The sequence below is a fragment of the Novosphingobium naphthalenivorans NBRC 102051 genome (assembly GCF_001590985.1).
Classification (GTDB): domain Bacteria; phylum Pseudomonadota; class Alphaproteobacteria; order Sphingomonadales; family Sphingomonadaceae; genus Novosphingobium; species Novosphingobium naphthalenivorans.
In genome coordinates, this window is the sequence record NZ_BCTX01000013.1 from 53,237 (window position 1) to 79,644 (window position 26,408).

At 64.2% G+C, this 26,408-nt stretch carries 24 protein-coding genes; 7 read left to right on the plus strand and 17 right to left on the minus strand.

The annotated features are described in order from the left end of the window. Positions 1-85: 85 nt before the first annotated feature. From NN5_RS06435 to NN5_RS06455, 5 genes are all read right to left on the minus strand, one after another. Positions 86-1,720 carry an alpha-D-glucose phosphate-specific phosphoglucomutase gene (locus NN5_RS06435; protein WP_067733137.1) on the minus strand — a complete coding sequence of 545 codons (1,635 nt, stop codon included), beginning with the start codon at positions 1,718-1,720 and terminating at the stop codon, positions 86-88. 120 nt (positions 1,721-1,840) lie between these two features. Further along, positions 1,841-2,470 (minus strand): JAB domain-containing protein, encoded by a 630-nt coding sequence (locus NN5_RS06440; RefSeq protein WP_245656283.1) that lies wholly within the window; start codon positions 2,468-2,470, stop codon positions 1,841-1,843. Continuing rightward, positions 2,377-2,901, minus strand: coding sequence for a hypothetical protein (locus tag NN5_RS06445; protein ID WP_245656284.1), 525 nt, complete (start codon positions 2,899-2,901; stop codon positions 2,377-2,379). The genes NN5_RS06440 and NN5_RS06445 overlap by 94 nt, the downstream gene beginning before the upstream one ends. Before the next feature lie 33 nt (positions 2,902-2,934). Further along, complete coding sequence (locus tag NN5_RS06450) at positions 2,935-3,267, minus strand: hypothetical protein (protein ID WP_067733139.1); 333 nt, start codon at positions 3,265-3,267, stop codon at positions 2,935-2,937. A gap of 75 nt (positions 3,268-3,342) precedes the next feature. Further along, on the minus strand, positions 3,343-3,912 hold the full coding sequence (locus NN5_RS06455) for a helix-turn-helix transcriptional regulator (RefSeq protein WP_084384774.1): 570 nt from the start codon (positions 3,910-3,912) through the stop codon (positions 3,343-3,345). A gap of 246 nt (positions 3,913-4,158) precedes the next feature. On the opposite strand from NN5_RS06455, the gene NN5_RS06460 reads away from it, so the two are divergent. Continuing rightward, entirely contained in the window at positions 4,159-4,920 is a 762-nt protein-coding gene (locus NN5_RS06460; protein WP_067733140.1) for a hypothetical protein, read from the plus strand. A gap of 515 nt (positions 4,921-5,435) precedes the next feature. Here NN5_RS06460 and NN5_RS06465 read toward each other — a convergent pair. Further along, positions 5,436-6,104, minus strand: coding sequence for a hypothetical protein (locus NN5_RS06465; RefSeq protein WP_067733141.1), 669 nt, complete (start codon positions 6,102-6,104; stop codon positions 5,436-5,438). A gap of 367 nt (positions 6,105-6,471) precedes the next feature. Between NN5_RS06465 and NN5_RS06470 the strand changes: the two genes are divergently transcribed. Together NN5_RS06470 and NN5_RS06475 are read left to right on the plus strand one after the other, a co-directional pair. Next, the gene (locus tag NN5_RS06470; protein ID WP_067733142.1) at positions 6,472-6,729 is read left to right on the plus strand and encodes a type II toxin-antitoxin system CcdA family antitoxin; all 258 of its coding nucleotides are present in this window, start codon (positions 6,472-6,474) and stop codon (positions 6,727-6,729) included. Position 6,730: 1 nt separating this feature from the next. After that, positions 6,731-7,030, plus strand: a complete 300-nt coding sequence (locus NN5_RS06475) for a CcdB family protein (RefSeq protein ID WP_067733143.1) — start codon at positions 6,731-6,733, stop codon at positions 7,028-7,030. Between the two features lie 177 nt (positions 7,031-7,207). Here the strand turns inward: NN5_RS06475 and NN5_RS06480 are convergent, their stop codons facing one another. The 4 genes from NN5_RS06480 to NN5_RS06495 form a co-directional block, all read right to left on the minus strand. Then, a complete protein-coding gene (locus NN5_RS06480) occupies positions 7,208-7,483 on the minus strand; it encodes a type II toxin-antitoxin system RelE/ParE family toxin (RefSeq protein WP_067733144.1) in 276 nt (91 codons plus the stop codon). Next, complete coding sequence (relB, locus tag NN5_RS06485; protein WP_067733145.1) at positions 7,477-7,662, minus strand: type II toxin-antitoxin system RelB family antitoxin; 186 nt, start codon at positions 7,660-7,662, stop codon at positions 7,477-7,479. The genes NN5_RS06480 and relB overlap by 7 nt, the downstream gene beginning before the upstream one ends. A 353-nt stretch (positions 7,663-8,015) precedes the next feature. Next, on the minus strand, positions 8,016-9,833 hold the full coding sequence (gene lepA, locus NN5_RS06490; RefSeq protein ID WP_067733146.1) for a translation elongation factor 4: 1,818 nt from the start codon (positions 9,831-9,833) through the stop codon (positions 8,016-8,018). A 32-nt stretch (positions 9,834-9,865) separates the two neighbouring features. Then, positions 9,866-12,622 carry an EAL domain-containing protein gene (locus NN5_RS06495; protein ID WP_084384771.1) on the minus strand — a complete coding sequence of 919 codons (2,757 nt, stop codon included), beginning with the start codon at positions 12,620-12,622 and terminating at the stop codon, positions 9,866-9,868. Between the two features lie 180 nt (positions 12,623-12,802). Between NN5_RS06495 and NN5_RS06500 the strand changes: the two genes are divergently transcribed. Beyond that, positions 12,803-14,119 (plus strand): FAD-dependent oxidoreductase, encoded by a 1,317-nt coding sequence (locus NN5_RS06500; RefSeq protein ID WP_067733147.1) that lies wholly within the window; start codon positions 12,803-12,805, stop codon positions 14,117-14,119. 314 nt (positions 14,120-14,433) lie between these two features. Here NN5_RS06500 and NN5_RS06505 read toward each other — a convergent pair whose 3' ends face one another. Both NN5_RS06505 and dnaN read right to left on the minus strand, forming a co-directional pair. Further along, complete coding sequence (locus NN5_RS06505) at positions 14,434-17,277, minus strand: TonB-dependent receptor (protein ID WP_067733148.1); 2,844 nt, start codon at positions 17,275-17,277, stop codon at positions 14,434-14,436. A 178-nt stretch (positions 17,278-17,455) separates the two neighbouring features. Further along, positions 17,456-18,574 (minus strand): DNA polymerase III subunit beta, encoded by a 1,119-nt coding sequence (gene dnaN / locus NN5_RS06510; RefSeq protein ID WP_067733149.1) that lies wholly within the window; start codon positions 18,572-18,574, stop codon positions 17,456-17,458. A 224-nt stretch (positions 18,575-18,798) separates the two neighbouring features. Between dnaN and NN5_RS06515 the strand changes: the two genes are divergently transcribed. Then, positions 18,799-19,188: a hypothetical protein gene (locus NN5_RS06515; RefSeq protein WP_067733150.1), complete on the plus strand. Its 390-nt coding sequence runs from the start codon at positions 18,799-18,801 to the stop codon at positions 19,186-19,188. Here NN5_RS06515 and NN5_RS06520 read toward each other — a convergent pair. From NN5_RS06520 to NN5_RS06540, 5 genes are all read right to left on the minus strand, one after another. Next, on the minus strand, positions 19,183-19,821 hold the full coding sequence (locus NN5_RS06520; RefSeq protein WP_067733151.1) for an SGNH/GDSL hydrolase family protein: 639 nt from the start codon (positions 19,819-19,821) through the stop codon (positions 19,183-19,185). The genes NN5_RS06515 and NN5_RS06520 overlap by 6 nt on opposite strands. A gap of 4 nt (positions 19,822-19,825) precedes the next feature. Then, positions 19,826-20,590 carry a 3-oxoacyl-[acyl-carrier-protein] reductase gene (gene fabG / locus NN5_RS06525; protein ID WP_067733152.1) on the minus strand — a complete coding sequence of 255 codons (765 nt, stop codon included), beginning with the start codon at positions 20,588-20,590 and terminating at the stop codon, positions 19,826-19,828. A gap of 9 nt (positions 20,591-20,599) precedes the next feature. Next, positions 20,600-21,202, minus strand: coding sequence for a class I SAM-dependent methyltransferase (locus NN5_RS06530; RefSeq protein WP_067733153.1), 603 nt, complete (start codon positions 21,200-21,202; stop codon positions 20,600-20,602). A 21-nt stretch (positions 21,203-21,223) separates the two neighbouring features. Next, a complete protein-coding gene (gene fabD / locus NN5_RS06535; RefSeq protein WP_067733154.1) occupies positions 21,224-22,159 on the minus strand; it encodes an ACP S-malonyltransferase in 936 nt (311 codons plus the stop codon). Between the two features lie 71 nt (positions 22,160-22,230). Then, positions 22,231-23,064, minus strand: a complete 834-nt coding sequence (locus NN5_RS06540; protein ID WP_067733155.1) for an LD-carboxypeptidase — start codon at positions 23,062-23,064, stop codon at positions 22,231-22,233. Between the two features lie 133 nt (positions 23,065-23,197). On the opposite strand from NN5_RS06540, the gene NN5_RS06545 reads away from it, so the two are divergent. Together NN5_RS06545 and NN5_RS06550 are read left to right on the plus strand one after the other, a co-directional pair. Continuing rightward, positions 23,198-24,613 (plus strand): glutamate ligase domain-containing protein, encoded by a 1,416-nt coding sequence (locus NN5_RS06545; protein WP_067733156.1) that lies wholly within the window; start codon positions 23,198-23,200, stop codon positions 24,611-24,613. Between the two features lie 253 nt (positions 24,614-24,866). Continuing rightward, complete coding sequence (locus NN5_RS06550) at positions 24,867-26,402, plus strand: globin-coupled sensor protein (protein WP_067733157.1); 1,536 nt, start codon at positions 24,867-24,869, stop codon at positions 26,400-26,402. Positions 26,403-26,408: the final 6 nt, after the last annotated feature.

Here is a 26,408-nt window from a genome sequence, read left to right on the forward strand (position 1 = left end):
GTCCGCTCGCTCCACCTTCCCTGCCGTTCGATCCGCTATCGGCACTTCCCGATAGCGGCCGTCCATTCAGCGTTGAAGGCCAAGCTCAGGTAATCACATCCGGCGCCGTTCGCCCGGTATGCTGCGCGATCCCGGCAATCGCTTCCGCCGCCGCGATCTGGGGGCTGAGCATGACGCCGGTTTCGGCATCGAGATCGCCCTGCGGCCCGGTGTAATTTTCAAGGTAGACGCGCAGCGTCGCGCCTTGGGTGCCGGTGCCGGACAGGCGGAAGACCACGCGGCTGCCGCCTTCGAACAGGACGCGAATGCCCTGATTGGAACTGACCGAACCGTCGACCGGATCGGTGTAGGAAAAGCTGTCCGCCACCGCGACCGTCAGCGGGCCGAAGCTCTGGCCCGGCAGCGTGCCGAGCTGGTCCTTGAGACCCGCCATCAGCGCCTGGGCGCCTTCGGTCGCAATGCCTTCGTAGTCATGGCGCGCATAGTAGTTGCGGCCGAACCTGGCCCAGTGCTCGCGCGCCAGGGCGTCCACGCTGATCTTGCGCGCGGCAAGGATGTTGAGCCAGAGCAGCACCGCCCAGAGCCCGTCCTTCTCGCGCACATGGTCCGAGCCGGTGCCCGCGCTTTCCTCGCCGCAGATCGTCGCCATGCCGGCATCGAGCAGGTTGCCGAAGAACTTCCAGCCGGTGGGCGTCTCGAAGCACGGCACGCCGAGCGCTTCGGCCACGCGGTCGGCCGCCGCGCTGGTGGGCATCGAGCGGGCAATGCCGGCAAGGCGGCCCTTGTAGGCCGGCGCGCATTCGATGTTGGCCGCCAGCATCGCCAGCGAGTCCGACGGAGTGATGAAGCGCCCGCGTCCGATGATGAGGTTGCGGTCGCCGTCCCCGTCCGACGCGGCGCCGAGGTCGGGGGCGCCCTCGCCCATCATCAGGTCGTAGAGATCTTTCGCGTGGATCAGGTTCGGGTCCGGATGGTGGCCGCCGAAATCCTCCAGCGGCGTGCCGTTGACCACCGTTCCTTTGGCAAAGCCCAGCCGCTTTTCGAGGATCTCTATGGCGTAGGGGCCGGTCACGGCGCTCATCGCATCGAAGCGCATGGTGAAACCGTCCGCGGCGGCCGCGCGGATGGCGGCGAAGTCGAACAGGTCCTCCATCAGGTCCGCATAGTCGGCGACCGGATCGATCACCGAAACGGTCATCTCGCCCACCTGCACCTCGCCCAGCGTGTCGAGATCGATGTCGGCCGTCTCGACCGTGAGCCAGATATCGATTTCCTTCGTGCGCGCGAGAATGGCGCCGGTCACACTTTCCGGGGCCGGGCCGCCGTTGGCGATATTGTACTTGATGCCGAAGTCCTCGTCCGGGCCGCCGGGGTTGTGGCTGGCCGAAAGGATCAGGCCGCCGCTCGCCTTGTACTTGCGGATCACGTGGCTCGCCGCCGGGGTGGAGAGAATGCCGCCCTTGCCCACCAGCACTTTGCCATAGCCATTGGCCGCCGCCATGCGGATCGCCTGCTGGATCACGGTGCGGTTGTGAAAACGGCCGTCGCCGCCGATCACCAGAACCGCGCCGAGATCGGGCGAGACCACGTCGAAAACGGACTGGATGAAGTTCTCGGCATAGTTCGGCTGCGCGAACACCTTCACTTTCTTGCGAAGGCCCGAAGTACCGGGTGCCTGTCCTTCGAAGGGCTGGGTGGGAACCGAAACGATCTGGCTCAAGCGATGATCTCCAATACTGCCGCACGACGCGCCTAGATTGCGTTTCGGACAGTTTCGTGTCGGACCGGCGATGTCAAATATTCGATTGTGCGGATGCGAAAAAACGAAGGGGCGCCGCGTTCAGATGAACCCCATGGCGCGCATACTGGCCACCACATTGCCCGCGACGATGCAATGATCGTCGAGCCCGATCTCCAGCGCTTCCACCACGCTGCGCAAGTGCGCCGTCGCGGCGATGTCGGTCTCGCTGGGCAGCGCGCTGCCGGACGGGTGGTTGTGCGCCAGCACCAGCCGCCGCGCGTCGAGATCGAAGGCGCGGCGCACCGTGCGGCGCAAGGGGATCGCCGCCTCGCCGCGCTGGCCGCCGCTGTAGAAATCCTCGGCGATGAACAGCCCTTCTCCGGTGAAGTAGAGGATCATCACGCATTCCTCGCGCCGCAGGCCGAGGCGGCGGACGAGGTAGTGGCGGAATTCGGGCGCGCGGGTATCGACCGCCTCGCCCACCAGCGCCTCGCGTGCGGCGGCTTCGGCAAGGTGGCGGGCCGCGACGATCGCCGCGCCGACGGCCACGTGCTTCTCATCCGCCTTCACCAGCGCCCGGTCGAGCGCCTCGACCGAAGCCGACCAAATCGTGCGCAGCGATCCGAAATGCCGGATCAGCCGCCGGGCAATGGCCTCGGCGTCGCTGCCGGCGTAGGGGTGAAGGAGCTCCGCCAGGACGGATAGCTGCCCAGCTTCTTCCGCCGCCACATGTGAAACGCCAGCCCCAGTGTTAGCGCCGTGAGCTGGATGTAGGAGGGACTGACCGCCATGATGTCGTAGGCCATCCGGTTGATCTCGGTAAGCGAGAACCTGTAGACGTGCGCCGACATAGCGATGATCTGCGCGCTCCCTATCCACAGCGTGTAGACCCGGTTTGCCTGCAGCGCGACCGGGATGAAGATCGCGAAGAAAACACAGTCGATGGCCAGATGCCCGAGATCGACGTGATGCCAGAACACCGATCCCTGCGCGAGCCAGTGATACAGCGGATGGACCACCGCCTCGACCGCGAAACTGCTTGCCAGAATGCGTTCCGGTCCGCCGCCCCAGCGCAGGGCGGCAAGAAACAGGATAAGGACATAAGCGTGCTGCAACTCGCTCTTCCAGGCCCAGAGCCACTCAAGCATGGCAGGTTCCATGCCGGTGCGGCCCCGGGCCCGGCTGACGGAAAATCAGGCCTGAAGACGCAGCGGCTCGGTCGTGGCGGAAGCGGAATTGGGGCAATCGCCGGAATCGCCCACGGCCTTCACTTCCTGCCCGGTCTTGAGCAGTTCGCGGTGCACGCGGATCATGTCGTTCTGGCTGTCGATCAGCGATCGCTGGCTCCGGGCGAGGCGCATCAGCGCGCTCTGGCCGGTGAAAGTCTGCACCCCTTCCGCGCTGCGGGCCAGCAGCATCGATTCCATCAGCCGCGTCGAGGCGAGCAGCGCGGTGTCGAGCGAAAGTTCGGCTTCGGGAAGATGGCGCGAGATACGGGCCGCGGCGGCGGAAATCGTGATCGGCATGACTACTCTCCAACTGCCGCACCGGCCCGTTCGATGCGCCTGAAACGTTCATGTCAGGAGGTCCGCCCGCGCCGGTCAGAACAGATTGCTCAGCGCTTCCGCGACGCCCAGCCCCACCATGGCGATGGCCAGCATCCCCACGGCAATCGCGACCATGGCGGCGGTGCGGCTGAGCCCGGCATGGGCACCGTCGAGCACCTCCGGGACGACCCGGCCCACGCGCTCGTTCTGCCAGGGCGGCGTCAGTGTGAAAGTCACCGCGTCGGCCAGGGCGAGCTTGTCGGCAAGGGCGTCCTGAGAGCCAGATTGCGCAGCCACCGCCGCAGCCGGAACCTGAGGAATCTTATCTGGTAGCGGCTTACAGGCTTCTTCCAGTTCCGGCTCATGATCCTGCTGGTATTGCCGGTAAACACGCGCCAGCTCCGCCCGCGGCGGCGCGCCGGTGCGGCTGCGCACCCCTTCGATGCGCTGGTTCACCGCGCTTTCGGAGATTCCCAGCTCCCACGCGATTTCCTTGCTGGTGCGGTTCTCCGCCACGAACCGCAGGACTTCATGCTGCTTGACCGTCAGCCCGGCAAAGGCCCGCAGGAGAGCCGCCGCCCGGCCACCCTGCTCGCCATCCGGGTCCCGTCCGTCACCGGACATGGTCAATCAGCGATCCACGACGCCGCCCCATGGTCCCTTTCCTCAATGCGCACCCCATTATCCAAGGATAGCCGATATCGTCACTCGGGGGCACCCCCCTGATTACAAAAATGTCACCCCTACTTGCTCCACAATCGAGCTATTTCCGTGATTTACGTCACGCGCATTTCGCCAAAACCGCTGTCCTACACATACCCGAATCGGGCACACTCGCGCGCCCCACCCGCGAGTCCCGGAGACAGCCCCATGATCGACAAGTCGCGCCCCCACGCGGCGAGCGCCCCTGCCGCTCCCTCCGCCCACACCCCGAAACCCCGCAAGCCCAGACGCCCCAAGACGCTGGCCACCTTCACCCCCGTCCCCCGCCAGCGCGAGCGCCACGACGGCTGGACGGCCGAACGCCAGCGCGGCTTCATCGAGGCACTGGCCGACACCGGCTCCGTCCGCCACGCCGCCCACGCCGTCAACATGACACCCGAAGGCGCCTACCTCCTACGCCGCCACCCCGAAGGCAAGAGCTTCCGCAAGGCCTGGGAGGCCGCCCTCGCGCTCGGCGTGCAGAAACTCGAAGACATCGCCATGGAACGCGCGATCCACGGCGTCGAAGTGCCGGTCTACTGCTACGGCCAGCTGATCGGCACCCGCCGCGTCTATAACGACAGCCTGCTGATGTTCCTCCTGAGGAACCGCGCGCCCCACCGCTTCGCCGCCGACAGCCTCCACAACCTCGACGCCGCCACCCAGTCCAGCCTCGAACGGCTCAAGAAACAGTGGCGCCAGCAATGGGAAGAGGAAAAGCAGGCCGAAGCCAGCCAGAGCTCGGAGGAAATCCTCAGCAGCATCGACGCCCAGATCGACAAGATGCGCCAGCGCCACCAAGCCTTGATGAGCCCCCGCACCCGCCGCCTCTGGCAAGCCTACCAGAAAAGCAACGAAGCCGACTCCCGCCGCTCCCGCACCCTCCCCGCCCCGGACAGCGATGAGGAAGAGAACGACGGCGAATATTGAGAGGCCATTCCTCCCCGAGCTCGCTCGGGGAGGGGGACCATCTCCGCTCATCCTGAGCTTGTCGAAGGAAGGATGGTGGAGGGGCACAGGCCCCACAACATGACGTTTCAGGTAGGGAGAAAGGAAAGGTGCGAGGGTCACAACCCTCGCGCTCCCCTACCTGCCGGCGTGGCACCACGCAGCCCCGTCGCCACCATCCGCTCCGCGACTGGGAACAGCATCGCCGTGTGTCAGATGCGCCCGCACGAATGCTGCTGGGCATGGTGGATGCCGATCCCCGAAGGCAGCGTTGGCGTTGATGGAGAGGACTGGAGAGGTGGGCATTTAGCCCGCCTTCCTCAAGACCCTCTCCTCCAAATCGTAGCCTTGAATGCCCGACCTAAGCCTCCGCATCGCCAAGGAAGTAGCCCGGCGAAAATGGCTCGCTATGTGTGGCGAGGCAAAGTGGGAGGAGGCTAAGTTCCTAGGTTGAGGACCTCTGTAAACACAACTCGTGACCTCCACTCACAGACCCATCAGCGATCATATTCACGTTCTAAAATGGCACGCTCATTCAGGGCTTGCGAATAACGACGAGAAAAGATGACTTCTTCGTTGCCGTGCAACGGGTGCCTGTCCAGCGAGAATGTCCGCCCCCTGATAACATCCAGAATCCGGAACTCTTGCGGTGAAATTTCCGGGAATGTTTGCGTCAAAAGCCACAAGCCCAATCGCGCGGCCTCATCGGAAAGTTCAGGGCTAGGTGCAAAATACGGGTATATCGCGTGTTCAGTATCAAGACCATCACGGACAGCCAGGATGTTATCTACTTTCACCGTCGCTTCCAACGCTGGAAATAGGAAGCGACTCCGAAGCGAGCGCCCAGGGGCGAAGGGCTCGTTCGTCCAGCGGCGACGCTCATTCCACCAAGTCAAAAAGCCATCGCGCAGAAGCGGATACAGGTTATCCCGTCTGCCGTTGACAGCAATCCTATCATCGACGGCATCAAGCAAATCGAGCCGACCAAAAACATGTCGCTTCGCATCCGACCAGAACGGCGCGTAGAAATCGCCGCCCCCTGCTCCTCCACCGGCGAGCCGGTCACGTTCATCACGGATGTCCTTACGAAGCTCAGATCTCCGCTGATTGGCGGGAAGATAAAGGATTTTTAGCAACTTGCGTAAGTGTATATTGTTCAAAGCCATTGCCTGACTCCTCCAACGCGAACACCAAGAAACTGTGGACAAGGCTGTACAAAGCCTTGTTGGCAATCGCGTTGATAAATCGAGGGGTCGCTTGACGAACTGCCTGCACGATGGCCATAGGCACCACGCGCCCTATCGGGACAGCATCCACCGCGACCTCTCAGGAATCGGTGGATGAACCGGGGGTCGAGTTGGCGCTCGACCCCCAATCCATATCAGCCTTCATAGATCACATTGGCACTCTACTTGCGCAAGTGCCAATAGGCATTAATCCACAACCGCGTTAGCATAGTATGCCAACTGGTCTCACCCAGTCAGGCAGTCCGTCAGCATTGCCACAAAAGCAATCTAGGCATATTCTATACGCATGAAATATGCATATCCGACTTCCGACAGCGCCGGTCCCGCCCGGCGCGCAACCAACGTCTCGCTCAACCGCGAACATCTGGCGGAAGCGCGCGATCTGGGCATCAACATCTCGCAAGCCTGTGAGCGCGGACTTGTGGAGACCATTGCCGAAGTGCGCGCGGCGCGTTGGCTGGAAGAAAACCGCGAAGCGCTGGATTCCTATAATCGCTACGTCGAGGAAAACGGGCTTCCGCTCGAAAACCTGCGCCTGTTCTGACATGGCACAGTTCGACCTTCACAGACTGGCGAATGGCCATGGCCTTGTCCTCAATTGCCAGTCAGACCTGCTTGATCATATCGACAGCCGGTTCGTCGTTCCGCTGCTGCCGGTGAAGCAGGCTCCGCCGCCCGTAACACGGCTCAATCCCGTATTTCAGGTGGACGGTGCGGATTACGTGATGCTGACGCAGTCGGCTGGCGCCATCCGGCGGCGCGATCTGGGCCCGGCGGTGGCGTCGCTCGCAGACCGGCATGTCGAGATAGTCGATGCCATTGACGTACTGCTTTCCGGGGTTTGACAGCCGAACAGGGCTGCAAGGCGCGAGGACGACGGTATCGGGAGCGCGAGGGTCTGTAACCCTCGCATCTTTCTTCTTCTTCTGCGTTCTGTAAACCGCCTGCGCCCCTTCGACAGGCTCAAGGCTCAGGATGAGCGGAGCATAGCCCCCTCCCCGGAACGGGGAGGATTTTGAAACTCAGGGGTATTGCTGCCGCGCGTGAACGACGCTCACCACTTCCACAGCAGAAGCCGTCACCCGGTAAACCAGAATATAGTTCGGATGCACGACTGCTTCGCGCGTTCCGGCAACCCTGCCCGGCCGATAAAGAAACGGATGATCGGGCAACCGCTCGGCGCAGGCTTCGATGGCATCGGCCAACCGTATCGCGGCCTGCACATCGCGCTCTGCAATGTATCCAATGATCTGCCTGAGATCGCGCCGGGCGCTTTCGCGCCACAGGAGACTCAGCACGCGGTGTTTCGCCGCGCTTCCTCAATGATGGCGCGCATTTCACTCATGACTTCGTCGTGCGCGACCGGCGCGCTCTTGTCCGCCAGCGAGGCAGCTACCTTGGCCTTGAGCCATTGCTCATAGGCGGCGGCTTCCTCGGCAGTCGGGAATTCCGACACGATGGGGGACTGCGCGTTCATAGGTGCAGTGTATGCCATCAACGGTGAATTTCAAACCCTGTGGCGAGATCGCAGATGGCGCGCGGCATAGCTGCGGGGCGCACGGTCGACGGTATGGGGAGCGCGAGGGTCTGAGACCCTCGCATCTTTTCTTCTGCGTTCTGTAAACCGCCTGTGCCCCTCCACCATCCTTCGGATGGTCCCCCTCCCCGTTCGCGGGGAGGATCTGGCGAGCGTTGCGGGATGGCCTCCGCCATCATGGCAGAGCCATGATGGCGGACCTCGCCTGCGGCGAGGCCAGCCGGTTCGGGTGATGCGCTGCGCGCACCGGCTTCCAAGCTACCGTTTGCTGCGCAAACGTCGCTTGGGTACCGTCACTCCTCACCCATCCTGAGCGCCGCAATGAAAGCCTCCTGCGGGATGCTGACGTTGCCGTATTCACGCATCCGCGCCTTGCCCTTCTTCTGCTTTTCGAGGAGCTTTTTCTTGCGGGTGATGTCGCCGCCGTAGCATTTGGCGGTCACGTCCTTGCGCAGGGCGGCGATGGTTTCGCGGGCGATCACCTTGCCGCCGATCGCGGCCTGGATCGGGATCTTGAACAGGTGGCGCGGGATCAGGTCTTTCAGGCGCTCGCACATGCCGCGGCCGCGTTCTTCGGCCACCGAGCGGTGAACGATCATCGAGAGCGCATCGACCGGCTCGTTGTTGACGAGGATGTTCATCTTCACGAGGTCGCCGGGGCGCAGGCCGATCTGTTCGTAGTCGAAGCTGGCGTAGCCGCGGCTGATCGATTTCAGGCGGTCGTAGAAGTCGAACACCACTTCGTTGAGCGGCAGTTCGTACGTCACTTGCGCGCGGCCGCCGACGTAAGTGAGGTCGGTCTGGATGCCGCGGCGGTCCTGGCACAGTTTCAGGATCGCGCCCAAGTATTCGTCGGGCGTGTAGATCACCGCCTTGATCCACGGTTCCTCGATCTCCTCGATCCGGTTGGGATCGGGGTAGTCGGCCGGGTTGTGCAGTTCGATGGTCTGCGCTTCCTCGCTCTTCGATTTGGAGAGCTGGATGCGATAGACCACCGAAGGCGCGGTGGTGATGAGGTCAAGGTCGTATTCGCGGCTGAGGCGTTCCTGGATGATTTCCAGGTGCAAGAGGCCGAGGAAGCCGCAGCGGAAGCCGAAGCCCAATGCAGCGCTGGTTTCCATCTCGTAGGAGAAGCTGGCGTCGTTGAGGCGCAGCTTGCCGATCGAATCGCGCAGCTTCTCGAAGTCCGCCGCATCGACCGGGAACAGGCCGCAGAACACCACCGACTGCACTTCCTTGTAGCCGGGCAATGCCTCTGTGGCGCCCTGCTTCACAGTGGTGATGGTGTCGCCGACCTTGGCCTGCTCCACTTCCTTGATCTGCGCGGTGATGAAGCCGATCTCGCCGGGGCCGAGTTCGGGCAGGTCGATGCGCTTGGGGGTGAAGCAGCCGACGCGGTCGATCAGGTGCTCGGTGCCGCCCTGCATGAACTTGACGGAGAGGCCCTTCCTGATCGCGCCGTCCATGACGCGCACGAGGATGACCACGCCGAGGTAGGGGTCGTACCAGCTGTCGACCAGCAGCGCCTTGAGCGGCGCGGTGCGGTCGCCCTTGGGAGCGGGGATGCGCTGGACGACGGCTTCGAGCACTTCCTCGATACCGATGCCGGACTTGGCGCTGGCGAGCACGGCGTCCGACGCATCGATGCCGATGATGTCCTCGATCTCGGCCTTGACCTTCTCCGGCTCGGCGGCGGGCAGGTCGATCTTGTTGATGACGGGGACGATCTCGTGGTCGTGCTCGATCGACTGGTAGACGTTGGCGAGCGTCTGCGCCTCGACGCCCTGCGCGGCGTCCACCACCAGCAGCGCGCCCTCGCAGGCGGCAAGGCTGCGGCTGACTTCGTAGGCGAAGTCGACGTGGCCGGGCGTGTCCATGAGATTCAGCTCATAGGTCACGCCGTCCTTGGCAGTGTAGTTGAGGCGCACCGTCTGCGCCTTGATGGTGATCCCGCGCTCTTTCTCGATGTCCATGTTATCAAGGACTTGCGCAGACATCTCGCGCTCGGTGAGGCCGCCGGTGAACTGGATCAGGCGGTCGGCGAGCGTCGATTTGCCGTGGTCGATGTGGGCAATGATCGAGAAATTACGGATCTGGGCGAGGTCTGTCATGAAAGCGCCGTTAGCAGCGCTTTTCGTCCCTGTCAGCCTGCCCTTTTCATCCCGGCCTGCACCATTCCCGGATACTCCCTGCGCTCCCGCTTCGGACGGGGCGGAGTGAACAGCACGGAGCCGTTGCCATCAAGCTCCATCGGCTGGGCGAACTGCACGCCCATGCGGTCCTCCTTGCTCCAGCGCGATGTCGCCATCATCATGTAGCCATCGGCCAGATGCACACCGAACTCGGTGCCCGGCGGCACGTTCCACAGCCCCTCGATCAGGGCCCCCGTCTGCGAGATGTTGCGGATCGTGCCGTTGTAGACATGCCTGCCATGCTCCAGCACGACCTTGCGCAGCATCGTCTGGCGCGGGGCCCGGGCCGAGCGGGGGCCCCTGGCCACGGCGGAGAGGCCTTCGGCCAGCCGCTGCGTCGCCATGTGCGCGGGCAGCGCTCTCTCATAGATATAGCCCTGCACGTGACTGCAGCCCAGCATCCGCACGAGATCCAGCTCGTCGAGCGTCTCCACGCCTTCCGCCGTCGTCTCCATGCCCAGCGCTTCGGCGAGGCTGACGATCGAGGAGATGATCGCGCCGTTGCGGCTGCCCTCGATCGTGGCGCCGCGCACGAAGCTCTGGTCGATCTTGATCTTGTCGAACGGCGCCTTCTTCAGGTAGCCGAGCGAGGAATAGCCAGTGCCGAAATCGTCCAGCGCCAGCCGCACGCCAATGCCCTTGAGCGCGGCGAACATCGCCTCGGTCGACTTGTCGTCGCCCAGGAACACGCTTTCGGTGATTTCCAGTTCGAGGCGGGACGGCGCGATGCCCGCGGCCGCAATGGCACTGGTGACGATCGCCGGCAGCGCCGGGTTGGCGAACTGCAGCGGCGAGACGTTCACGGCAACGCGCACGCTTTCGGGCCAGTTCGCAAGATCGTTGCAGGCAGTGCGCAGCGCCCACTCGCCGATTTGCGCGACGAGACCGGTCTCCTCGGCAATCGGGACAAACTTGGCCGGCGACATGTAGCCGTGCCTGGGATGCTTCCAGCGCAGCAGCGCCTCGAAGCCGGTAATCTTCTCGGTAACGGTGCGCACTTGCGGCTGGTAATGCAGTTCAAGCGTGCCATTGGCGATGGCATCGCGCAGATCCTCTTCGAGCTGCTGGCGCTCCTTGGCGTCGGAATGCAGATCCTCGTCGTAGAAATGATGGCGGCCGCGCCCGCCGCCTTTGGCCGCGTAAAGGGCAAGGTCGGCATTGCGGATCAGTTCCTCCGAACTCGTGCCGTCATCGGGGCAGATCGATACGCCCACCGAAGCGCCGATGATGACGCGCGCGCCGTCGATCGAATAGGGCTGCGAGAGATTTTCGATGATCCGCCGCGCGAGATGGGCCAACCCTTCGCGCTGGTGGTGCCCCGGCAGGATCACCTGGAATTCATCGCCGCCAAGCCGGCCGACGCGGCCCATGTCGCCCACGGTGCTGGTCAGCCGCTTGGCGACCTGCTTCAGCAGGGCATCGCCTGCCGGATGGCCCATCGTGTCGTTGACTTGCTTGAAGCGGTCGAGGTCAAGCAGGAAGACGGCGCAGGCGCGGCTGTCCACCCGCGGCGAAGTGAGGATCTTTTCCAGCCACTCGGCCATCTGGAAGCGATTGGCGAGCTGGGTCAGCGAATCGAACCGCGCCAGCTGCGTGACATGCTGCTGGGACTTGCGCGTCTCGGTGAGGTCGGTGCCCGACCCGCGAAACCCCATGTAGTTGTTGAACTGGTCCATGACCGGACGGCCGGAAATCGACCACCAGCGCTCATCGCCCTCACCCGTCGCGGCCCGGACCGAAAGTTCGGTAAAGGAGGAACGGGTCGAGAGATGGAAAGGCAAGGTGCGTTCGCTCTCCTGCCCCTGCGTTTCCAGCACGAACAGGCTGGTGAAGGGCTTGCCTTCCAGCGCGCCCGGCTCCTTGTCCAGCAATTGGGCAATGCGCGGGGAAACGTAAGTGACGTGGCCCCGGCGATCGGTTTCCCAGAACCAGCCCTGCCCGGTCTCCTCGTATTCGTTGAGCAATTCCTCTGCACGGCGCTGCTCCTGCTCCCGCTGTGCCCGCCGGTCCGCTTCCTCAAGCGCTTTGCGGGACTGGCGGATAACCAGATATACTCCGAAGACGCCGCCCATGCCCAGCATCAGCAAAGACGTCATCGAGCCGTCGAAGATGGCAACGCCGCTCCAGACAGCGATGGTCGCCGCGACAATCGAGACCAGCCGGCCTTCCAGCAGCGCGGTTGCGATCAGCATCGCGATCACGAAAGCGCCGATAGTCAGGTTCCAGGTGAGCAGCCCCTGCTCCAGCGTCCAGCGCGCCGCAGCGTATCCGAACAGCGCCATCGGCAAGGCCACCGCCACGGCCATCAACGGGTAGCGGCGCCAGTCGCGGTGGTGGAGCCGCCCTTCCACCCACGCGAACATCGGCGCGCAGGCGCAAATGATGATGCCCCCAGACAGAGAGACCGCAGCCACGGACGTGGGCACGGTCCGCGAAAGCAGACCCAGCAACAGCGTCACGCCCAGCAGCGCGGGGCCCATGAGCCACCAGCGGCTGGGAACGAAGAAATGCAGGGGATCGCTGGCCGGGCCGGACAGCAGCCGCGCGACATTGGGTTCGCCCTGCTCGTTTTTGGGCTCGTTTTGGAGCTCGTCTTCGGGCTCGGCTTCCGGAAACGCGGGCACGCGGCCTGCGCGCACAAAAGCGCGGACCGTCCGGACACTGGTTTGTGCCGCTTTGGAAGTTGAACGCCGCCCTTGTCTCGCCATCGTCGAGACATGCCCGAATTGCCATTTCAAAACGGTTAAGCACTTGCCCCGAAGCACTCTGTAATCGGCAGGCCTGCAGGCCCATTCGCTGCTGCAATTTTGCTTGCCCCGCCCCCTGAGCCATGCTTGCTTGCAGCAAAGAGAACGTCCCATGATGCGTTCTGGCGGGAGACAAGGCACGTGCGGCATATTGCAATCGTCGGATCAGGACCTGCGGGCTACTACACAGCCGAAGCCGCTCTCAAGCAGTGGGGCGATTCGGTCAGGGTCGATATCTTCGATACCCTGCCCGTCCCATTCGGCCTGATCCGCAGCGGCGTCGCGCCCGATCACCAATCGATCAAAGGCGTCTCACGCCGGTACGAGACGACTGCGCTGACCGACAATGTGCGCTTCGTTGGCAATGTCATGGCCGGGCGGGACGTCTCGATCGCCGAACTGCAGGATCTCTACGACGCCGTCGTCCTCGCCACCGGCGCGCCCAACGATCGCAAGCTGGGCCTGCCGGGGGAAGACTTGCCCAACGTCTTCGGCTCGGCTTCGTTCGTCGGCTGGTACAACGGCCATCCGCATTTCGCCGGTCTCGATCCCGCGCTGAGCCATGATACCGCCGTTGTCATCGGCAATGGCAATGTCGCGCTCGACGTGGCGCGGATACTTGCCAAGTCGCAGGAGGAATTCGCCGGATCGGATATCGTCGCCCATGCGCTCGCCGCGCTCGATGCCTCGCAAGTCCGGCGGATCGCCATTCTCGGGCGGCGCGGGCCGCACCAGATCGCCATGACTCCCAAGGAACTGGGCGAACTCGCGCATCTGTCGCGCGCCTGCCCGCGCGTCGACCCCGCCGACCTGCCCGATGAAGCCGAAGACGCGGCGCTCGATCCGGGTCAGCGCAAGTCGGTCGGCCATTTGCGTACCTTTGCCGCCGCCGGCCCCTGCGCGGACCGCGACGTGGCGATCGAATTCGATTTCTTCGCCTCGCCCCGGGCGATCCTGGGCAACGGCCGCGTCGAGGAAGTGGAAGTCGAGCGCACCCGGCTCGAAGCGGGGCCAAGCGGCGTTCGGGCCGTGGGCACCGGCGAGACCTATCGCATTCCCGCCGGACTGGTGATCGCCTGCATCGGCTACCAGACATCGCAGATCCCCGGCGTGCCCTTCGACGAAAAGGGCGGCCGTTTCGCCAATGAGGACGGCCGCATCCACCCCGGTCTCTATTGCGTCGGCTGGGCCCGGCGCGGCCCCACCGGCACGATCGGCACCAACCGCCCGGACGGCTTCGCGATCGTCGAAAAGATCGCCGAGGACATCGGCGAAGGCAGTGGCAAGGCGGGCCGCCCCGGCTTCGACGCGCTGGCGGAAAGCCGCGGCATCCACGTCATCAAGTTCACCGACTGGCAGAAAATCGACGAAGCCGAAATCGCCAACGCCCGCAAAGGCGCCCCGCGCGAGAAGTTCGTCGCCATGGAGCGCATGATCGAGGCGGCCGGCAAGAATTAGCACCGCGCGGGAAGATCCGGCGGAAAGGACGGGGCTGGAGGGAGCCGTTCCGGACGCGGCGGCATTGCGGATTTCCTTGTCCTCCCCGGCACGGGGAGGGGGACCGCGACGCATAGCGGCGTGGTGGAGGGGATTCGCGTCCTCACGCGAGGTTCCGTCTGGGCGAGAGTCCCCTCCACCATGCTGCGCATGGTCCCCCTCCCCGTGCCGGGGAGGACAAGGAAACGGCAGCTCTCCCAACTTTCCTGCCCGATGAAACGTTCCGCAAGCGGAACAAAGAGGAATGTCAGTACCGCTTCCCCCCGCACACCCCGTCAGAAAATACGCCGCAGCGACAGCTTGACAGTGCGCCCCATCGGATCGAGGTAATCCGGCTGATAGGCATAAGGCGTCGCCCCTGTGCCGTCCGTCACACGCTGGCGCTGGTTGAACAGGTTCTCGACCGAGAGACTCACGCGCGTGCCTTCCGCCCAGCCCTTGCCCCGGAAGCGGTTCTGCAGGTTGGCGAAGAGACGCAAGTCCAGCGTGAACAGCGACGAGAAGTGCAGATCGCCGCTGGATGACGAGGTGGTATCCCCGGCCACGTCCGTCGCGCTCTTCCAGGTTCCGTCGAACCGCAGGCCGATGCCATTGTCGATCACGCCCAGCTTGGCCTGAATCTGGTGCTGCGCCGAGGATCTGCCCGTCAGCGTGCCGCCATGGAGCAGGTCGATAGTGCCGCTATCCGCAGTCAGCTGCACTTCATCGCGCAGGAGCCAGGTGTGGTAGAGCGAAAGCAGCAGCCGCGCGCCGTTGTCGCTGCCGCCAAAGAAGCCGCGGCCTCCCGGACCACCGGGACCGCCGGGACCACCTGGCCCGCCAGGGCCTCCCGGAGGCGGTCCCATCCCCTCAGGCGGCGGCCCCATGCCCTCGGGCGGCGGCCCCATCCCGTCAGGCGGAGGACCGAAACCGTCCGGCGGCGGGCCGAACCCGCGATCCGGATGCTCTTCTTCACGCGAACCAGTGACCGTGATCTCCGATCCGGTCGAATCCTTCGCCTGCTCTGCCGTCTGCCCCGGCGCCTGCCCCGGCGCCTGCTCGGAGGGAGCCCCGGCCGGGCCGTCCTCGCCGCGCTGGCCCGGCTGCCATTGGCCGGCGCCTTCAGGCCTCTGCCCCATGCCCTCTGCCGCAAACCTTGGCGGACGCGGCGGGCGCTTGGGCTTGCGCAGCACGGTAGAGAAGTTGAAGCCCCAGCGCACTTGTTCGGTATGCTGGCGATAGACGTTGACCGGACGAGTATCGATGTCCGTCAGCACCCCGGACGCATCGCGGACGTACCGGTCCGGGAAGGCATCCTCCAGATCCGCAGTCACGCCGCCCAGGCTCATGATCGCATTGCGGTTACGGCTGTCGGCATACGTGGCGCTGAAATTGAGCTTAGGCTGGCTGAGGAGCGTGGCGTTCAGGCCCAGTTTGAACACGTGCCGGTCATCCGCCTTGAGATCGGAATTGCCGCCCGACGTGCGCGTCACCAGCACGGATTGGCCCGACACATAGTCATAGACGCGAACATTGGTGGTCGTGACCACGGGCGAGCCGAGCTGCGAAACCGTCGGCGCGTTGCGGTCCTCGTTGACGGCGGCAATGATCGTCACGCCCGAGACCGGGGCCCAGTTGAGGCCGTAGCCGAAGGTTCCGAGCGTGCCGTAATCGGAAACCTGGGTAACACCGCCGTTGAAATTGACACTGAGCGTGCCGAGCGCGCCCAGGACGCCCTTCTTGCGGCTTGTCAGTGGCACGTCGAGGCTGAGGCGCGCACTGCCGTTGGTGCGGTCCGCGTCGCTGTCGCTGAGCGTTCCGTTGCGCATCGAGCTGGACGTCTGCGAGGTGAAATCCCCGCCCAGCTTCACACTCACGCCGACATCGCCCGCCGGCATCGGAAACAGCTTGCCAGTGACAAGCAGACTGGCACTGCCGGTGTCGGTGTTCGACTTGGCCCGGTCGGTCAGAACGGACCCGAGCAGGTCCGAGGGCAGCGTGCCATAGGGATCGACCGCCGTATTCCCGGCATCGAGCGCGTTCTGGATCGCAGCAAGGTCATAGCCGGTATCGGAATGGGTATCGCTTTCCGAATGCTCGTAGCTGCCAATCAGCGACATCCGCCATTGCCGGGACAGCTCGATATTGACCGTGCCGCCTGCCGATACCGATCCGGTCTGAGACTTCTGCACCAGCGCCCGGTCCGAGAGATAGCGGGTGATCTGCGTCTCCGTCCCGTCCCCATAGGGATTGTCCGCCGGGATCGTCAGCTCTCCGGTCGCCAGGCCATCGAGCGAACGGCTCGTTTCATAACTGCCGCGCAGATTGAACGAGGCATTGGCAGTGCTGGAAAGCTCATGCGCCAGACTGGCGTTGAGTTCGTAGGACCGGGTCGAGGCCTGCAGGGTGCGATAGGCACGGTCGTCGGCGAGCCCGGCCGCTTCGGTCACGCCGCTATCCGCATCGGGCTCGATATCACGGTCGCTTTCGAGGATCGCCGCCTGCGTCTTGACGCGCCCGAGCAGGTTGAACCGGTCGTTGTCGTGGATGCGCGTGTACGTGAAGGCGCCCTGCCCCTGGCCGCCGCCGCCCTGCGCGGACAGACCCGCATCAAGGTGGACCACTTTCGACTGGAAGCGCCGCTTGAGGATGATGTTCACCACCTTCTTCTGCGCGTCATAGCCGTATTTCAGCGCCACTTCCTCGGGCAGGATATCGACCCGCAGCACCGACTCGACCGGCAGATCGCCCACTTCGTTGACGCCCGAGATGCGTTTGCCGTTGACCAGAACGACCGGCCCGCTGCTGGAATCGCGCCCTTCGATGCTGGTAGTCTGATCGGCGATCTCATCGAGCAAGTCGTTGATCGAATCGACGCCGTAGGATTCGATCTCGGCCCGGCCGAGCTGGTTTTCCGGCGGAATGTCTCCAATCACGGCGCCGGGCACGGCCTTGCCAGTCACGACGATCTCGTCCTGATAGCCCGCATCGTTGCTGGCGGCCGTGCTCTTGCCGGAAGTCGCAGTCTTCGCCGAGGATGCCTGCTGGGCCAGTGCGGCGCCAGGCAAGGCCAGAGACGTCGAAGCCAGGAAAAGACAGAGCGGGCGGCGGCGCGAAGGCGCGGAGAGCGGGTTCCTCATGGCCCGATCTGCTAATGTTTCGCGACAGCCATAAATATCCGCGAATGGTAAGAAATTGTATTCCTTGCATCAGCGCCGCGAAAGTGTCGCAGCGCCGGTCCGGCACCCTGCACCAAGCCAAGAAAAAGGCCGGCAACGCGAACGTTCCGGCCCCTTCCCTATCGCTATGGCGCGGCGGTTACACCCGCATCGGCATCAGCACGTAGAGCGCCGGGCTCTTCTCGTCCTGACGGATCAGCGTCGGCGCGCCGGCATCGGCAAGGTGGAGTTCAACCGAATCGCCGTCGATCTGGCCAAGGATGTCCTTGAGATAATTGGCATTGAAACCGATCTCGAAGCCTTCCGAGGAATAGTCCGCCGGGACTTCTTCGGCCGCCGTGCCGTTGTCCGGCGACGTGACGGAAAGCGTCACGCGGTCCTGATCGAGCGCCATCTTCACCGCGCGGGTCTTTTCGGTGGCGATCGTCGCCACGCGGTCCACGCCTTCGAAGAAGCTGCGCGGATCGACCTTGAGCAGCTTATCGTTCCCGGTCGGGATCACGCGGGTGTAGTCGGGGAAGGTGCCGTCGATCAGCTTGCTGGTCAGCACCACGCCGTGCTCACCGCCCAGCGTGAAGCGGATCTTGCTGGCGGACAGGTCCACCAGCACATTGGTGTCGAGCGCTTCTTCGAGCAGCTTGCGCAGTTCGGCCACGCATTTGCGCGGCACGATCACGTCGGGCATTCCCTCGGCGCCGTCCGGACGCTTGATGGTGAAGCGCGCGAGGCGGTGGCCGTCAGTCGCGGCAGCCTTCAGGTCGTCTTCGGTGACGTGCAGGAAGATGCCGTTGAGGTAATAGCGCGTTTCCTCGGTCGAGATCGCAAAGCGCGTGCGGTCGATCATCTGCGCCAGCGTGGCCGCCGGGATCTCGAAGCTGGTGGGCAGCTCACCCTCTGCGATCACGGGGAAATCGTCGCGCGGCAGCGTCGGCAGCGTGAAGCGGCTGCGGCCGGCCTTCACGATCATGCGGTTTTCCGCCGCATCGAGGCTGACCTGGCTGCCTTCGGGCAGCTTGCGGGCGATGTCGAACAGCAAGTGCGCCGAAACGGTAATCGCGCCGGGCTGCTCCACCGAAACCGCGCCGAGCGTTTCGATGACCTGCAGGTCGAGGTCGGTCGCCATGATCTTAACGGCACCACCGGCCGACGCCTCGATCAGGACGTTGGAAAGGATCGGAATAGTATTGCGCCGCTCTACGACGGACTGCACGTGGGACAAGCAGCGCAGGAGCGTGGAACGTTCGATCGTGGCCTTCATGACAGCCTCAGGTCCCCCTTGGTAGGCCTTGGGGACACACATGATCCCCGAATTCAGGACAGATATCTCTAACGCGGCCATAGCCAGCGGCAAGCACGTTATACCTGCAAATCCGCGAATCTGGGGATAAAACTGGGGTTTATTGCGTTATCCCTGCAGAGCCTGTGCCCCTGCGAGACAAAGATGCGGGACCGGCAGGCCGCGAACCCATGGAAATACGGGAGGTGAAAGACTTGGTCCGCAATCTTCACATAGAGCGGCAGGACGCCTCGGGCAGACCCGAGACCATCACGCTGGAAGAATGGACCGGCGCTGTCGAGCTCATGGAAGGCGTGCGCATGGCGAAAGGCGATGCCGCAGTAACAAACCCGCTGACCGAGCAAGTCGTCACGCTGCCCAACCGGGGCGGTGACGCGGAAATTTTCCGCGAAGATTGCCACAAGTGGCTGCGCGCGCTGTTCTGGACACCGGACGGCATGGTCCGCTTCGCCGAACCGGGGATGGCGGAAGACCCGATCATCCCCGTGGCCAGCAAGCTGGCAAACACACTGCGCGCGCATGTCTGCGACGAGGACGGCAAGCCCTACCGCAAGGCTGGTTCGCAAAGCCTATAAGAATATGCGTGTCGACGGAGTCCGTTGGTCCACTCCGGCCACATAGCGCAGCAGGGCTTCCGCAATTTTGCCGCCGCCCTGCACCGATGGCTCAATGGGATTAGCGTAGTCCCCGCGGTCATCGCAGACGAGACGCAAGTCCAGCAGATCGAGTCCTGCCCTGTGAACATTGCGCGTGATGGCATCATTGAAGACACCAAGCGCAGTAGAGACCATAAGATCTTGCGGTGGTTCGAAATTCGCATCGTATATCGTGCAAACAGCGACCGGCAGATTCAGACTGGCAAGAGCCTCGGTCATGACGCTGTGAGCCCGCGCGAAAGGCGCCCGCATGGATGCCAGCCGAAGCAAGGCATCGCCCAGATTTTCCACGGCATCACCCAAAACGGCTACGTGATGCAACAGGTCGTTGCCACCCGCCGAAACAATCACATGTGTGGCGTCTGTCGGGAGACGATCAAGCTGTTCGGTGACATCCCCGGTCACACTGCCATCGATGGCCAGCAGAGTGACGCGATCCTGTTCGTCCAGGCGTTCACGCAACGATGCCGCCACATCGGGCCCGCCGTTCACATATGCCGCATTGTCGAAGATCGAATCTCCGAGCAGGACAACGTGGCAGCGGGCCTGCATGGCCTCAGACCATCACCATGCCGCCGTTGACGTGGATCGTCTGGCCGGTGATGTAACCCGCTTCCTTGCTCGCCAGGAACACGGTGGCAGCGGCGATGTCCTCGCCCTCGCCCATGCGGCCGGCCGGGATCTTGGCGTTGAGCGCTTCCTTCTGCGCGTCGGGCAGCACGTCGGTCATCGCGGTGCGGATGAAGCCCGGAGCGACGCAGTTCACCGTGACGTTGCGGGTCGCCAGTTCCTGCGCGAGGCTCTTCGACATGGCAGTGATGCCGCCCTTGGCCGCGCAGTAGTTCATCTGGCCCGGATTGCCGGTGGTGCCGACGATCGAGGTAATGTTGATGATGCGGCCGAAGCGCGCCTTCATCATCGGCTTGGTCGCAGCGCGCATCAGGCGGAAGGTGGATTCCAGGTTCACGCGGATCACCGCGTCCCATTCCTCGTCCTTCATGCGCATCGCGAGGTTGTCGCGGGTGATGCCGGCGTTGTTCACGAGGATGTCGATCTTGCCGAGTGTATCGAGCGCGGCCGGAATCAGCTTCTCGACCTGATCGGAATCCGAAAGATTGCAGGCGATCGCGACGTGATCGACTTCCTGCACATGCTGCGGGGTGTGCTCGTCCAGTTCGTCACGGAACGCGCGCAGCTTGTCAGCGTTCGAGCCGGAGACCACCAGCCGTGCGCCGCGCGACGCCAGCCCGCGTGCGATCGCCGAACCGATCCCGCCCGAGGCGCCGGTGACGACGGCAGTCATTCCATGCAGGTCGAACATGCTCATTTCCTATTCTCCAGGCTTTTTCGCGAGGAACTGGACGACCGCGCTGCGGCCGTGATGGTACTTTCCCTCGTTGACGTCCCGCACCGTCTCTTCGGCGTGAATGACATCGAGGCCCTTGAAATCATCGATCAGCATCGGCCGGGTAAACGTGCGGTCAAGCTGATCGCGCGGCGGCCCGCCATGACCGGGATAGTCGAACTTGTCCGGCGTGTAGGCTTCCAGCAGCACTGTCCCGCCCGGCGCCAGCGCCCGCGCGATCCGGGCATGGACGCTGGTGCGCAAGGCCGGGGGCAGGTGCACGAAGATGGCGACAATGCTGTCCCACACGCCCTCGCCCATATCGAAATCGGCCAGATCGCCCACCTGCGTGGCGATCGTCACGCCCCGGCTGACGGCCAGTTCGCGTGCCTTTTCCATCCCGGCGGGGGACTGGTCCATCGCCGTGACATCGAAGCCCTGCTCCGCCAGCCACACCGCGTTGCGCCCCTGCCCTTCGGCCAGGCACAGGCAACGCCCGCGCTGGAGATCGGCAACGCGCTCTCTCAGGAAATCATTGGGCTCTGTGCCATAGGCATAGCCCGGCTCGCTGAAACGGTCATCCCACATGGAAAGGGCTTCTAGCCGGGATCAGAGCGCCTTGGCCAGCGCTTCGATGTCTTCCATCGACACCGCCGACGTCACCTCGACTTCGCCCGCCGAGCGCTTGATCATGGGGCCCACGACCTTGCCGCCCAGTTCGATGAAGTTCTCGACGCCCGTATCCTTCATGGCGATCGCGCTTTCGCGCCAGCGCACGCGGCCTGTAACCTGCTCGACCAGCAGGCGCTGCACTTCGGCCGGATCGGTGACGACACTGGCGGTCACATTGGCGAACAGCGCCACACGCAGCGTGCCCGGGCGGGTCTTGTCGAGCGCCTCGGCCATGGCGTCGGCGGCGGGCTGCATCAGCGGGCAGTGGAACGGCGCCGAAACCGGCAGCAGGATGCCGCGCTTGATGCCGTAGTCCTTCACCAGCGCAATCGCGCGTTCGATGGCTTCCTTGTGGCCGGACAGCACGACCTGCGTCGGATCATTGTCGTTGGCGACCGTGCAGACCTGCCCCTCGGCAGCCGCTTCGGCCAGCGCTGCCGCCTTCTCGATATCGGCACCGAGCAGCGCCGCCATGGCGCCCACGCCCACCGGCACCGCGGCCTGCATCGACTGGCCGCGCAACTTCAGGAGGCGCGCGGTATCGGCCAGGCTGAACGCGCCGGCAGCGCACAGCGCGGTGTACTCGCCCAGCGAGTGACCGGCCACGAAGTCCGCCTTGTCGGCAAGCGCAATGCCGCCTTCCTTTTCGAGCACGCGCAGCACGGCAATGGCATTGGCCATGATTGCGGGCTGAGCGTTTTCGGTAAGCGTCAGCTGGTCCTCGGGACCTTCGGTCATCAGCTTGAAAAGGCTCTGGCCAAGCGCTTCGTCAACTTCCTCGAAGACTTCGCGTGCCGCAGCGCTGGCGGCCGCGAGCTCCGCGCCCATGCCCACTTTCTGGCTGCCCTGGCCGGGAAAAACGAATGCACGCATGGCGGCCGCTCCTCTTGTCTTGCAGGCCTGAGAGCGCCTGCCGATTGCGAATCTGGTTGTGGCGGGGCGCGTTATTGCCCTTGGCGCGCCTCCGCAAGCCCGAAGGGCACAATCCTGTTGGCTGCATCATGGCCGATATCGGCCTCTCCCAGGAACGGAATGGCGTGGCGTTCGCACCAGTAGCGCGCGATATCCAGCGCCTCCGCGCCGAAGGGGCGATCATTCTGAGGCACGTCGCTGACGCGCCCCAACCGCAGCCCGGCAATACCGCCCAGATGCGCTGTGGCGTGGAAGAACAGCCGGTCGACCGCATAGAGATATTCCGAGACTTCCTCGATCATCACCACATGCCCCGCGAGCCCCGGCATCAGCCGCGTGCCGCACAGCATCGCCAGCGTCATCAGGTTGAAGGCCACCACCGGATGCTTCTCCGCGCCAAGCGAAGGTTCGAGCCCGGAGCGGTCCCCGCCCAGATGCGCCAGCGCCCGCCGGATGGCCTCGTCGCCGCCCTCGCGCCGCATGTCGCCCAGCATCGGGCCGTGAACCGGCTTGCCGATCCGCTCGCGATAAAGAGCGCCCAGCAGATAGCCGGCATCCGAATAGCCCAGAAACATCTTGCCCTGCGCCGCATGATCGAAGCGTTCCAAGGCCTCTTCCGCGATCCGGCAGGCGCCATAGCCGCCGCGCGCAAACCACACGGCATCGATGGAAGGGTCGTTGGCGCATTCGACCAGCGCCTCCAGCCGCACCGCGTCGCTGCCCGCGAAATGGCCTTCCGTGGCAAAGCACTGCTCGTGGATCACCAGTTCAGCCTCGGGGAACTCCGCGAGGGCCAGCGCCTTGACGCGCTCCGCATCCTCACGGGCAATGGGCGCCGATGGCGCGCAGACGGCGATACGGGTCATGGCGTTCCCCTACCCTGATTTGTCACCCCCACGAAAGCGGGGTGCCCGCTTATCCACGACAGGCGGGCGGGCGCCTACCCCCTTTCGCCGGATGACAGTTGTCTTGACGGCAAAGGCCGCATACCGAAGCCTGATGACAGACGCGCCTGCCCTCACCGCTCATCCCTGGTTCTTCTGCGGCATCGGCGGCTCGGGTATGTTGCCCCTGGCGCTGATCCTGAAAGGCCAGGGCGCCGTGGTCGCCGGGTCTGACCGCAGCCGCGATCAGGGCCGCACGCCGGAAAAGTTCGCCTGGCTGGAAAGCCTGGGCTTCGACCTGTTCCCGCAGGACGGCAGCGGCGTGGTCTCGGCGGACCAGACTCTCGTCGCCTCGGCAGCGGTGGAAGACACCGTACCCGAAATGGTGCGCGCGAAAGAGCTCGGCTGTGCGCGGATGAGCCGGGCGCAGCTGCTCGCCACCCTGTTCAACGCGGCCCCCGCCGGCATTGCCATCGGCGGCACTTCGGGCAAGTCGACCGTCACCGGCATGACCGGCTGGATCATGACACAGACCGGACGCGATCCCACGATCATGAACGGCGCGGTGATGAAGAATTTCGTCACGCCCGATGCGCCCTTCGCCAGCGCGCGCGTGGGGCAAGGCCGGATCTTCGTCTCCGAAGTCGATGAAAGCGACGGCTCGATCGCGCTCTACCGGCCCAGCGTGGCGGTGCTCGGCAATGTCAGCCTCGATCACAAGAGCCTGGAGGAACTGCGCCAGCTCTTCGGCGATTTCCTTGGCCGGGCCGATGTCGCCGTGGTCAATCTCGACGATGCCGAGACGGCCGCGCTGGCCGCTCATGCCAAAACGCTGGTGACGTTCGGCGTGACTTCGCCAGACGCGCAGATCGGCGCGGCGGACATCGTGGAGCAGGCCACTAGCCTTACCGCCACTGTGCTCGACCGGCGCGACGGCAGCGCCCATCCGCTCAGCCTCAAGGTGCCGGGGCGGCACAACCTCTACAATGCGCTGGCCGCGATTGCCGCCGCCCATGCCGCAGGCGTTCCCGTGGCCGAAGCCGTCGCGGCACTGGGCAGCTTTGCAGGGCTCGCCCGCCGTTTCGACATTGTCGGCACGAGCGCAAGCGGGATCACCGTGATCGACGACTTCGGCCATAACCCGGACAAGGTCTCCGCCACGCTGGCGACGCTCAAGGCTCATCCCGGCCGGGTCATCGCCTTCTTCCAGCCGCACGGTTACGGCCCCTTGCGCCAGATGGGCGCGGAACTGGCGCAAGTCTTCGCCCGCAAACTGGGGCCGGACGACGTCACCATCCTGTGCGATCCTGTCTATTTCGGCGGCACCGTCGATCGCAGCGAAGGCAGCGAACGGATCGTGCGGCTGATCGGCGAGGCTGGCGGCAAGGCCGAATATATCCCCTCGCGCGAGGCGTGCGGCAAGCGGATTGCAGAAATTGCAAGAGACGGCGACCGCGTGGTCATAATGGGCGCCCGCGACGACACGTTAAGCACTTTTGCCGCAGACGTTCTTTCGCAACTGGCTTCCTGAAGCATCTGAACGACAGCATCCGTTAACCAATCGGCGTCTCAGGACGGGGGCAGCCCGCGTCCAGTATTACTCAAAGCAATAATACGAATTGGAACCCAAAGCACCGAATTTCACCGATGCAAGCGATTGGCTTGGCAAGCTTTTCCCCTATGCACCGAGGGCATATCAGGGGAATAATACGTAGCCGTTCGCATACCTGAAATTGGGTATAGAATGGGTATCTGCGAGAGGCCTTCAATCAACAGGAACTCGCATGTCCACCCCGGCCCCCCACCACGATATTTCCGCAAAGCTCCGCGCATTCTCTCTGGATTCCAGCGACATGGCACGCTTTCCTGACATAGGACGGTCCATCGAACGGCTGGCTCCCAAAGTCCTCGACAAGTTCTACGCGGACGTCAATGCCGACCCCGAGCGGCGGAAATTCTTCCCCTCGCAACAGGTGATGAATAGCGCCCGCGCACGGCAGATGAAGCACTGGGCGGACCTGTTTTCGGGCACTGTGGATCGCAACTACATAGACCGCGCCGAGCGCATCGGCCAGGTCCACGCGCAAATCGGCCTTGAGCCCAATCTCTATGTCGGCGGCTATGCCTCCATTCTTGCGGAACTGATCGAAGCCGAACTGACCCATTCGATCAGCGGCGTTCTCGGCCGGACCAAGGCCCGCAAGATCGGCACGCTTATCAAGGTGGCCCTGCTCGATGTGGAACTGGCGACCTCGTCCTACATCAAGGCGCAGGAAGAACGCCGCACAATGGTGCTGGACAGCCTGTCGGACGCACTCGGCCAGGTTTCCCGGGGAGACCTCACAGCGAGAGTCGAAGGGTTGCCCGAGGAATTCAAGCAGATCGAGACCGATTTCTCGACCATGTGCAGCGCGATCGCCAAGACGCTTGGCAGCGTGCAGGAAGCTTCGGACCAGATCCGCATCGGCTCGTCCGAAATCCGCTCTGCCAGCGACGATCTTTCCCAGCGCACCGAGAACCAGGCCGCGACGCTGGAGGAATCGGCCTCAGCCCTCAACGAGCTCACCTCGGGCGTCCAGGCCGCAGCGCAAGGCGCCGGCGAAGTGAATCGTTCAGTGGGCCAGGCGGAAACCGAAGCCCGTGAAGGCGGCAAAGTGGTCGAGGATGCCGTCCAGGCGATGGATGGCATCCAGAAGTCCGCTCTGGAAATCGGCGCTTTCGTCAACGTGATCGACTCCATTGCCTTCCAGACCAACCTGCTGGCGCTCAACGCCGGTGTCGAAGCCGCCCGCGCAGGCGATGCCGGCAAGGGGTTCGCGGTCGTCGCAACCGAAGTCCGGGCGCTGGCCCAGCGCTCCGCCGAAGCCGCGCAGAGCATCAAGAACCTGATCGGCGACGCCGAGCAGCAAGTGGAACGCGGCGTCACCCTCGTCGGCCGTACCGGCGAAGTCTTTCACCGCATTGTCGAAAAGGTCACTGGAATCGCCGGCCTTGCATCGCAGATTTCCGATGAGGCCCAGCAGCAGGCCGGCCAGCTCGGCCACGTCAATTCGGCGGTAAGCGAGATGGACACCATGACTCAGCAGAACGCTGCCATGGTCGAAGAAGCGACCGCGGCCGCGCGCAATCTGGCCACACAGGCGGAAGACCTCGCCAATCTGGTCAAGATGTTCAACCTCGGCACCAGCCGGCCCCGCACGGCCCCTTCCTTCCGGAAGCCGGCCCCTGCACCGCGGCCGGCCGCAGCCCCGCTGCGCGCGGTGGCCGGTGGCGGCCGCAAGGCTGTCGGTGCCCCGGAGGGCGACTGGTCCGAGTTCTAGGGCCAA

What these genes read in the sequence shown, in the direction of transcription:
- NN5_RS06505 (WP_067733148.1), bottom strand. Translation starts at nt 17,277, where the DNA reads ATGAGGAACCCGCTCTCCGCGCCTTCGCGCCGCCGCCCGCTCTGTCTT.
- NN5_RS06450 (WP_067733139.1), bottom strand. Translation starts at nt 3,267, where the DNA reads ATGCCGATCACGATTTCCGCCGCCGCGGCCCGTATCTCGCGCCATCTT.
- NN5_RS06530 (WP_067733153.1), bottom strand. Translation starts at nt 21,202, where the DNA reads ATGTGGGATGACCGTTTCAGCGAGCCGGGCTATGCCTATGGCACAGAG.
- NN5_RS06475 (WP_067733143.1), top strand. Translation starts at nt 6,731, where the DNA reads ATGGCACAGTTCGACCTTCACAGACTGGCGAATGGCCATGGCCTTGTC.
- lepA (WP_067733146.1), bottom strand. Translation starts at nt 9,833, where the DNA reads ATGACAGACCTCGCCCAGATCCGTAATTTCTCGATCATTGCCCACATC.
- NN5_RS06445 (WP_245656284.1), bottom strand. Translation starts at nt 2,901, where the DNA reads ATGGAACCTGCCATGCTTGAGTGGCTCTGGGCCTGGAAGAGCGAGTTG.
- NN5_RS06550 (WP_067733157.1), top strand. Translation starts at nt 24,867, where the DNA reads ATGTCCACCCCGGCCCCCCACCACGATATTTCCGCAAAGCTCCGCGCA.
- NN5_RS06460 (WP_067733140.1), top strand. Translation starts at nt 4,159, where the DNA reads ATGATCGACAAGTCGCGCCCCCACGCGGCGAGCGCCCCTGCCGCTCCC.
- NN5_RS06455 (WP_084384774.1), bottom strand. Translation starts at nt 3,912, where the DNA reads ATGTCCGGTGACGGACGGGACCCGGATGGCGAGCAGGGTGGCCGGGCG.
- fabG (WP_067733152.1), bottom strand. Translation starts at nt 20,590, where the DNA reads ATGTTCGACCTGCATGGAATGACTGCCGTCGTCACCGGCGCCTCGGGC.
- NN5_RS06465 (WP_067733141.1), bottom strand. Translation starts at nt 6,104, where the DNA reads ATGGCTTTGAACAATATACACTTACGCAAGTTGCTAAAAATCCTTTAT.
- NN5_RS06470 (WP_067733142.1), top strand. Translation starts at nt 6,472, where the DNA reads ATGAAATATGCATATCCGACTTCCGACAGCGCCGGTCCCGCCCGGCGC.
- dnaN (WP_067733149.1), bottom strand. Translation starts at nt 18,574, where the DNA reads ATGAAGGCCACGATCGAACGTTCCACGCTCCTGCGCTGCTTGTCCCAC.
- NN5_RS06520 (WP_067733151.1), bottom strand. Translation starts at nt 19,821, where the DNA reads ATGCAGGCCCGCTGCCACGTTGTCCTGCTCGGAGATTCGATCTTCGAC.
- NN5_RS06540 (WP_067733155.1), bottom strand. Translation starts at nt 23,064, where the DNA reads ATGACCCGTATCGCCGTCTGCGCGCCATCGGCGCCCATTGCCCGTGAG.
- NN5_RS06545 (WP_067733156.1), top strand. Translation starts at nt 23,198, where the DNA reads ATGACAGACGCGCCTGCCCTCACCGCTCATCCCTGGTTCTTCTGCGGC.
- fabD (WP_067733154.1), bottom strand. Translation starts at nt 22,159, where the DNA reads ATGCGTGCATTCGTTTTTCCCGGCCAGGGCAGCCAGAAAGTGGGCATG.
- NN5_RS06495 (WP_084384771.1), bottom strand. Translation starts at nt 12,622, where the DNA reads ATGGCGAGACAAGGGCGGCGTTCAACTTCCAAAGCGGCACAAACCAGT.
- relB (WP_067733145.1), bottom strand. Translation starts at nt 7,662, where the DNA reads ATGAACGCGCAGTCCCCCATCGTGTCGGAATTCCCGACTGCCGAGGAA.